The organism is Pseudomonas sp. AIG (genome assembly GCF_977020205.1).
In genome coordinates this window covers 1-7598 of sequence record NZ_CDROCK010000097.1, presented here as the reverse complement: position 1 = coordinate 7598, position 7598 = coordinate 1, and the positions used below count along the sequence as shown (strand labels likewise).

The following is a 7598-nucleotide window of genomic DNA, read 5'->3' as shown; positions in this document are numbered from 1 at the left end:
GGGTCGAGCGGGATTCCGGCGCTGCGCAACAGCGTCTCGGCGATGCTGCCGAATGCGCGACATGTTGAAGGCAACATCTTCGGCAGCATTGGTAGCGGTTTGGCGATTGAAGCCATGAAACGCTACGGTTCGATGGCTTCTTGATGATCGTTCCCACGCTCTGCGTGGGAATGCCGCCATGGACGCTCTGCGTCCGCTGTTGAGGCTGTGACGCGGAGCGTCACGGGATGCATTCCCACGCAGAGCGTGGGAACGATCACGGGGTGGTTAGACCATCCCGCCCAGCTTCAACTCACTCTTCAGATACGCGTAATAAATCGGCCCCGCCACCACCCCCGGCAGGCCGAACGCGGCCTCGAACACCAGCATCGCCAGCAGCAACTCCCACGACTTGGCACTGATCTGCCCGCCGACAATGCGCGCGTTGAGGAAGTACTCGAGCTTGTGGATAAAAATCAGATAACCCAGCGCCGCCAATGCCACCCAGATCGACAGTGACAGGCCGACGATGGTGATCAGCGTGTTCGACATCAGATTGCCGATCACCGGCAACAGGCCAAGCAGGAAGGTCAGCACGATCAGGGTTTTGGTCAGCGGCAGCTTGATGCCGAACATCGGCAGGATCACCGCGAGGAAGATCCCGGTGAAGAAGGTGTTGAGCAGGGAAATCTTGATCTGTGCGAAGACGATGTTGCGAAACGCCTGCACCAGCAGGTGCAAACGGTCGAACAGCGCGGCGGCCAGCGGTTTGCGTTTGGTCACGTCGGGGATGCGCTGCAAGGCGATGATCGCGCCGAGGACCATGCCGATCAGCAACGTCACGAACATGTGCGCAGCGTCCTTGCCGACCAGTTGCAAGTCAGACAGGTGTTTGCTCATCCACTCGCCAATCGCCACGCGAAACTCCGCAGCACTGGCTGGCAGATAGGCGTCGATGAACGGTGGCAATTGCCCACGCGCGCGGTCGACCACACCCATGAATTTATCGAGGGAAGCGCCGGGGTTTTCTGCTTCGTGCAGGAGAAAACTGATCGCGCCGGCGAAGATCAGCGCCAGCACACTCACCACCAGCGTGCCGAGCAACGCCACCGCCAGCCAGCGCGCGCGGCGGCCTTCGATCAGCCGTTGCAGTTGCGGAGTGAGCATGTTGACCAGCTCATAGACCAACAAGCCGGCCAACAGACTGGGCAGCAAGCGCAGCGGCAGCACCAGCAGCAAACCGCCGAAAATGATGATGCAACTGACCCAGAACACTACATGACGCTCAGAAAACGTTGGCATACAGCCTCAAAACGAACGGCGTAAAAGGATTGGCAGTCTGCCAGCGTTCCGGGGTGAGCACTAGAAATATGCGGTGCTTCAGCCCCCTCACCCTAGCCCTCTCCCAGGGGGAGAGGGAACCGATTGGGGGATGCTCTGGATTTCCAGTGACCTGAAACAGCGCCAAGGAATCCATAATCGACCGGATTTCTCAGGTCGGCGAATACCTTGAGACAACGCGGTCAGTCCCCTCTCCCTCCGGGAGAGGGTTAGGGTGAGGGTGAGGGCAAATCTCAAGCGAACGCCTAAACCAGTCACCCCACAGAACCAGGTTATTTTTTCTTCAGGCAATCACTCATGAACGTCTTGCGCGCATCGCCGGTCAGGGCTTTGGTGGCGGCATCGGCGTTGCAGGTCTTCATTTTCTGCTGCTGCGGGGTCAGGGCCTTGGCATCATTGGCCGCCGGCGTTGCCTTGAGGCAGGTGCTCATGAAGGTTTTGCGCTCATCGCCTTTCAGACTCTTGGCGGTCGCATCGGCATTGCAGGTGGTCATCTTGTTCTGTTGCGCCGTGGCGGCGAAACCCTGGGAACACAGGAGCAAACCAATCATCAACAAAGGCACACGCAACATCTTCATGGAGTTTTCTCCTTGGCGCCGCACCGAGGGGGGCGGCCTCTGCTGGAGTGTAGCCAAATCCTGTTACACCTTCCTGCCTTCCAGATGGCTACGGCGATACTGCTCCGGCGTACACCCGGCCTGCCGCGCGAACATGGCGATAAATGCCGAGCCGCTGCTGTAACCGAGGTCGAAGGCAATTTCCTGCACACTGCGTGAAGTCTCCAGTGCCTCGATCGCAGCGAGGTAACGCAAGCGCTGACGCCACTCGCCGAAACTCATCCCCAGTTCACGCACAAATTGCCGCGCCAGCGTGCGCTCACTGACATGCACCTGCAGCGCCCAATGCGCCAACGGCTGATTGTTGCCCGGCTCGGCCTGCAAGGTTTCGAGGATTGCCAGCAATCCCGGGCTGCTCGCGTACGGCAGATAACACTCATGCACCGGCGCCTGCTGCAATTGATCGACCAACACTTGCGCCAGGCGCTGATCGGCATCGAGCTCGGGAATCTTCACGTCGCGGGCAGCGAAGTCTTTGAGAATCGCCTTGAGGATGTCGCTGATCGCCAATGTGCAGGCACGCCGGGGCAAATCGGCGCAGACCTTGGAATCAAGACACACCGCGCGATAGTTGACCGGCTGATGGCTGTAGAAACTGTGCTCGACCTGCGGCGGCACCCACACCGCGTACTGCGGCGGCGACATGAAGCGGCTGCCGTCGACATCCATGTGCAACACACCGTGCGCCGCGTACTCCAGCGTGCCCCACGGATGGCGGTGCGGTGCGGCGTATTCATGGGCATTGAAGTCGGCGTAGCGGAAGTACACCGCTGACGGCAGTTCGCTGAAATCCAGCAGATCGATGTGTTTGCTGTTCATGCTGTCCGGTTTCAGAGGCAGGTTGTCCGGTTCGCAGTATAGGCTTGCATCCAGACAAGGGATAATTGCCCTTCATTAACGTACTGGTTTCGACTCATGCAATACGCGTTTCCGCTGCTGGCGATTTTTATCTGGGCCGGCAATACCGTGATCAACAAACTCGCAGTCGGGGCGATTTTCCCCGCCGAGATCGGTTTCTACCGTTGGTTGCTCGCCGGTTTGCTGTTCACCCCGTTCATGCTCAAAGCGGTGATCGCGCACTGGCCGCAGATCCGCCCGAACCTGGGCAAGATTTTCATTCTCGGCGTACTCGGCATGGCGGTGTATCAGAGCCTCGCCTACTTCGCCGCGACGCTGACCACCGCCACCAACATGGGCATCATCCTGTCGCTGATGCCGTTGATGTCACTGGCCATGGCGATCATCAGCCTCGGTCAGCGCCTGACCGCGGGGGCACTGGTCGGTGCGGTGTTGTCGTTTGCCGGTGTGCTGGTGGTGGTGTCGTCCGGCAGCCTCGGCGCGTTGCTGCAGCACGGCGTGAACATGGGCGATGCGATGATGTTGATCGCCACCCTGGCCTATGCGATCTACAGCACGCTGCTGAAAAAATGGCAGCTACGCCTGCCGCCGCTGGTGTTGCTGTATCTGCAGGTGCTGGTGGCGATTGTCGTGCTGTTTCCGTTATATGCGGCTTCGCCGAAGACCGGTTTGACTCTGCAGAACATTCCGCTGGTGTTGTATGCATGCCTGCTGGCGTCGATGCTCGCGCCGCTGGCGTGGATGCAGGCTGTGCAGCGTCTGGGGCCGAGTCGCACGACGTTGTTCTTTAATTTGCTGCCGTTGATTACCGCGCTGATTGCGGCGGTGGTGTTGAAGGAACAGTTGGCGATGTATCACCTGGTCGGTGGATTGTTGACCTTGGGCGGGGTGATTCTTTCCGAGCGCTGGACGACCGTGTTGGGTCGCAAATTAAGCGTCGCCTGATCCGGCCTCTTCGCGAGCAGGCTCGCTCCCACAGGTGACCGCATTCCTTCTGTTGGAATGCATTCGAATGTGGGAGCGAGCTTGTCTCCGGGCGGCGTTCCGACGAAGAACGATAACGCGGTCTCAGGGCTAAACCCCGGCAGCCTCAAGCCGCGCCGCGTGCTCGACAAACAGCCGCACCGGATCCGCACCCTTGCCGACCAGCCCCAGCGACTGGTTAACAATGTCGAAGTGATCCAGCGGGTAGTCATCGCCAATCACCGTACCCAGATGCGAGCTGTAGCGCCCGACCATCCCGTCGCACTGCCCCGGTTCACGCACAAACGTTTTCGCAAACAACCGACAACTGCGATTGGTCCCGTCAAACAGATTACCGCCACGGTCGGTCTTGCCCGGCTGCAACGTCCCCGACCACGAGTAATAACGCACGCCGTTAACCTCCTCCGGCCCGTGCCCACCCCAGGTTTCAGGCAAGCCCTGTGGATAACGCTGATTGAACAGCGCCACGCCCTCCGTCGTCAGCGATTGGTGCGAGGCGTGGATATCCACCGGCAATTTCGGCCCGCGATAACCGGTCTCCAGTAACGCCATCAGCCAACCGACAAAACGCAACAACGCCTCAAGGATCCGCCCTTTGGCACTGTCCGCCGGGTAATGTTTCGCCAGGTAATCAGCCAGCTCCGAGCCATGATTCGGTCCGGCCACCGAAGTGACCGACGCCACCAGATCCGGTCGTTTCGCCGCGGCATAGCGCGCCGTCAGCGAGCCCTGACTGTGGCCGAACAGGTTGACCTTTTGCGCCCCGGTCTCACGCAAGATCTCATCGATCCGCGCCAGCAACTGCTCGCCACGCACCTCCGTCGAATGCAGCGGCGACACCTGCACCGCAATCACCGTCGCACCACCACGGCGCAGCGCCTTGATGATGCCGTACCAGTATGGATAGAGCACCAGCCGGATAAACCCGAGCATGCCGGGCACCAGCACCAGTGGATAACGCGTCGACATGGGCAAACATCCTTGTGGTCGGTGAGTGGATGCAAGGCGTGCAAAACGCCCGCCAAGCATCCTCCGTGATGATGACAACTCAACGACCAGCCTACTTCAGGCCCACCACCCCCGCCACAATCAGCCCGACTGACAGCAGTTTGAGCAGCGTCAGGCTCTCGCCCAACAGGGCGAAACCGAGGAACACCGTGCCGAGTGAGCCAATCGCGGTCCAGATCGGGTAGGCGATGCTCACCGGCAGCTCGCGCATCGCCAGGGTCAGGAAATAAATCCCGCCAACCGCCGCGACCACGGTGATCAGCGAGGGCCAGAGCCGGGTGAAACCTTCGGCGTACTTCATGCCCATGGCGAAGGTCACTTCAAAGCCGGCGGCGATCAGCAAGAACAACCAAGCCATTTAGAACACCCGGGCGAGGTCGAGCAATCGCTGCTCGGCCTCCGCCACCGACACCGCGAAGGTGCGTTCGGCGGACTCTTCGCCCTCAGCCGCAACCACGGTGACGTCGTTGATGCCGATGAAACCCAGCGCCGTGCGCAGCCATGGATCGGCGTGGTTCATGGCTTCCAGTTCGCCTCCCGGACCGAAGCCGAAACCGCCGCGACTGGTGACGATCAAGGCTTTCTTGCCCTGCAACAAAGGCGTGTATTGGGCGACACCGTTGTCCAGCGTGTGATCGAAGGTCAACCCCAGGCGCACGATCTGATCGACCCAGGCCTTGAGACCGCTGGGCACGCTGAAGTTGTACATCGGCGTGGAAATCAGCAGCAAGTCGTGGTCGAACAACTCGCCAACCAGTTGATCGCTCAGGGCCAGATCGGCCTGCATCGACAATGGACGCGCCTCCGGCTGTGGATGGAACGCCGCAGCGACGAAGGCCTCGTTGACCGCCGGAATCAGCGCCCGCCCGATCTCGCGGCGAGTCACTTGCGCCTGTGGATAACGTGCCTGCCAGGCACTGAGAAAATGTTCCGCCAGACGTCGCGAATGGGAACGGTCGCCACGAGGGCTGGCATGGATCGCAAGAATTTTGCTCATCTGAAACTCCTTGAGGCTAGACTTTGAGGGCTGTGTCGCTGCAGATTGCAGGCAGCACACCCTTGCCTCAAATGAGCAAAAATCAGTCGGGATGAATTTATTTCACCCATGGAGCTTTCAATGTTCGCCTCGCTTCCGTTGACCGCTCTGCGCGCTTTCGAATCGGCCTCACGGCTGCTCAGTTTCAAGGCTGCCGCCGAAGAGCTGTCAGTCACGCCCACGGCGATTTCTCATCAGGTCCGTTCGCTGGAAGACTGGCTTGGTGTCGCGCTGTTCGAGCGCCTGCCGCGCCAAGTGCGCCTGACCGAGGGCGGCGAGCGCCTGTTTCGCAGCCTGCATGGCGCGCTGCTGGAAGTGGCGCAAAGCGTCGACACCCTGCGCCCCCAGCGCAACGCCAGCACGCTGACGCTATCAACCACCGCCGCGTTTGCCGCGTTGTGGCTGGTACCGCGACTCGGGCGCTTTTATGCGCAGCATCCAAACATCAACGTGCGCCTCGATACCCACTGCGAAGTCATCGATCTGCATCAGGACGCCAGCGTCGATCTGGTGTTGCGCTACAGCCTCGACGATTACCCGAACCTCTATGGCCTGTGCCTGTTCGATGAATCGTTCGGTGTTTATGGTTCACCGGAACAAGTCGCGCTGGCAGCCCGGCGCACCCCGACGTTGATCAGCGTGCGCTGGCACAACTCCAGGCTCTACGCCCATGGCTGGGAAGCGTGGTGCGCCAAGGCCGGCGAAAACTGGTTGAACCCGCAACCGGCGATCCGTGAATACGACGAAGAGCATTACGCCCTGCAAGCGGCGATCGCCGGGCAAGGGCTGGTGCTGGCGAGCAATATTCTGGTCTCGGAAAGTGTCACCAGTGGTTTGCTGGTGCCGCACAAGGCCGACGTTTTGGTCGATGGCGCGGGTTACAGCGCGTTATGTGTGCCGGGGCGAGAGCGGCATCCGCCGGTACGGGCATTTTTTACGTGGTTGCGCGAGGAGGCTGTGCTGTCCGGGCTGGCGCCAAGATCGCAGCCTACGGCGGCGCCTGCGGGGGTTGCGTAAACCGATAAAACTTTTTGCAACGCTCATGACTCACAGCTTAGGTAGCGACCGCGTCCGCAGAACGTGGCGACAATCGGATTAGCCTCCAGGAGATCGAAATGAGCGACGACCTGCATCTGTCAGATGTTCAAACCTTGCGCGAACGTGCGCGCCAACACGTCGAGAACGGCGCCGTCACCGAAGGCTACAGCGCCGACCGTGAAGAGGTGCTGCGCTTGCTCAATGAATCGCTGGCCACTGAACTGGTCTGCGTGCTGCGCTACAAGCGCCACTATTTCATGGCCAATGGCGTGAAAGCCCATGTGGCCGCCGAAGAGTTTCTCGAACACGCCACCCAGGAAGCCCAGCACGCCGACCGTCTGGCCGAGCGCATCGTGCAGTTGGGCGGCGAGCCTGAGTTCAACCCTGACATGCTGTCGAAGATGTCCCACGCGCAATACGTGGCCGGTAACACCCTCAAAGAAATGGTCTACGAGGACCTCGTTGCCGAGCGGATCGCCATCGACAGCTACCGCGAGATCATTCAGTACATCGGTGAGAAAGACCCGACTACGCGGCGTATCTTCGAAGATATTCTGGCGCAGGAAGAAGAGCATGCCGATGACATGGCTGACATCCTGAACGACCTCTAAATCCTGACGACTGATCGTTCCCACGCTCCGCGTGGGAATGCAGCCCGGCACGCTCCGCGTGCCTTTTTATTGCCGAACGCGGAGCGTCCGTTGAGGCATTCCCACGCAGAGCGTGGGAACGATCAG

Annotated in this window: 9 protein-coding genes and 1 pseudogene; 4 read left to right on the top strand and 6 right to left on the bottom strand. The window is 60.3% G+C overall.

Annotation, left to right across the window (positions count from 1 at the left end; genetic code table 11):
* A pseudogene (locus ACWR1S_RS30280) lies at window positions 1-144 on the top strand (Hsp70 family protein); the annotation flags it as partial.
* A 123-nt stretch (window positions 145-267) separates the two neighbouring features.
* Here the strand turns inward: ACWR1S_RS30280 and ACWR1S_RS30275 are convergent.
* The 3 genes from ACWR1S_RS30275 to ACWR1S_RS30265 all read right to left on the bottom strand — a co-directional run bounded on the left by ACWR1S_RS30275 (window position 268) and on the right by ACWR1S_RS30265 (window position 2756).
* On the bottom strand, window positions 268-1281 hold the full coding sequence (locus ACWR1S_RS30275) for an AI-2E family transporter (protein ID WP_016984798.1): 1014 nt from the start codon (window positions 1279-1281) through the stop codon (window positions 268-270).
* A gap of 311 nt (window positions 1282-1592) precedes the next feature.
* Window positions 1593-1898, bottom strand: coding sequence for a PsiF family protein (locus ACWR1S_RS30270; protein ID WP_038360460.1), 306 nt, complete (start codon window positions 1896-1898; stop codon window positions 1593-1595).
* 63 nt (window positions 1899-1961) lie between these two features.
* On the bottom strand, window positions 1962-2756 hold the full coding sequence (locus tag ACWR1S_RS30265; RefSeq protein ID WP_454566066.1) for an AraC family transcriptional regulator: 795 nt from the start codon (window positions 2754-2756) through the stop codon (window positions 1962-1964).
* 96 nt (window positions 2757-2852) lie between these two features.
* On the opposite strand from ACWR1S_RS30265, the gene ACWR1S_RS30260 reads away from it, so the two are divergent.
* Window positions 2853-3740, top strand: a complete 888-nt coding sequence (locus ACWR1S_RS30260) for a DMT family transporter (protein ID WP_034151603.1) — start codon at window positions 2853-2855, stop codon at window positions 3738-3740.
* Window positions 3741-3869: 129 nt separating this feature from the next.
* Here the strand turns inward: ACWR1S_RS30260 and ACWR1S_RS30255 are convergent, their stop codons facing one another.
* The 3 genes from ACWR1S_RS30255 to ACWR1S_RS30245 form a co-directional block, all read right to left on the bottom strand.
* On the bottom strand, window positions 3870-4748 hold the full coding sequence (locus ACWR1S_RS30255; protein WP_454566065.1) for an alpha/beta fold hydrolase: 879 nt from the start codon (window positions 4746-4748) through the stop codon (window positions 3870-3872).
* Between the two features lie 91 nt (window positions 4749-4839).
* Complete coding sequence (locus ACWR1S_RS30250; protein WP_454566064.1) at window positions 4840-5145, bottom strand: DMT family transporter; 306 nt, start codon at window positions 5143-5145, stop codon at window positions 4840-4842.
* Window positions 5146-5784, bottom strand: coding sequence for an FMN-dependent NADH-azoreductase (locus ACWR1S_RS30245; protein WP_454566063.1), 639 nt, complete (start codon window positions 5782-5784; stop codon window positions 5146-5148). It abuts the gene before it with no gap.
* A gap of 108 nt (window positions 5785-5892) precedes the next feature.
* On the opposite strand from ACWR1S_RS30245, the gene ACWR1S_RS30240 reads away from it, so the two are divergent.
* Window positions 5893-6840: a LysR substrate-binding domain-containing protein gene (locus ACWR1S_RS30240; RefSeq protein WP_454566062.1), complete on the top strand. Its 948-nt coding sequence runs from the start codon at window positions 5893-5895 to the stop codon at window positions 6838-6840.
* A gap of 98 nt (window positions 6841-6938) precedes the next feature.
* Window positions 6939-7472 (top strand): ferritin-like domain-containing protein, encoded by a 534-nt coding sequence (locus tag ACWR1S_RS30235; protein ID WP_093430205.1) that lies wholly within the window; start codon window positions 6939-6941, stop codon window positions 7470-7472.
* Window positions 7473-7598 lie beyond the last annotated feature (126 nt).

What these genes read in the sequence shown, in the direction of transcription:
- ACWR1S_RS30275 (WP_016984798.1), bottom strand. Translation starts at nt 1,281, where the DNA reads ATGCCAACGTTTTCTGAGCGTCATGTAGTGTTCTGGGTCAGTTGCATC.
- ACWR1S_RS30270 (WP_038360460.1), bottom strand. Translation starts at nt 1,898, where the DNA reads ATGAAGATGTTGCGTGTGCCTTTGTTGATGATTGGTTTGCTCCTGTGT.
- ACWR1S_RS30265 (WP_454566066.1), bottom strand. Translation starts at nt 2,756, where the DNA reads ATGAACAGCAAACACATCGATCTGCTGGATTTCAGCGAACTGCCGTCA.
- ACWR1S_RS30260 (WP_034151603.1), top strand. Translation starts at nt 2,853, where the DNA reads ATGCAATACGCGTTTCCGCTGCTGGCGATTTTTATCTGGGCCGGCAAT.
- ACWR1S_RS30255 (WP_454566065.1), bottom strand. Translation starts at nt 4,748, where the DNA reads ATGTCGACGCGTTATCCACTGGTGCTGGTGCCCGGCATGCTCGGGTTT.
- ACWR1S_RS30250 (WP_454566064.1), bottom strand. Translation starts at nt 5,145, where the DNA reads ATGGCTTGGTTGTTCTTGCTGATCGCCGCCGGCTTTGAAGTGACCTTC.
- ACWR1S_RS30245 (WP_454566063.1), bottom strand. Translation starts at nt 5,784, where the DNA reads ATGAGCAAAATTCTTGCGATCCATGCCAGCCCTCGTGGCGACCGTTCC.
- ACWR1S_RS30240 (WP_454566062.1), top strand. Translation starts at nt 5,893, where the DNA reads ATGGAGCTTTCAATGTTCGCCTCGCTTCCGTTGACCGCTCTGCGCGCT.
- ACWR1S_RS30235 (WP_093430205.1), top strand. Translation starts at nt 6,939, where the DNA reads ATGAGCGACGACCTGCATCTGTCAGATGTTCAAACCTTGCGCGAACGT.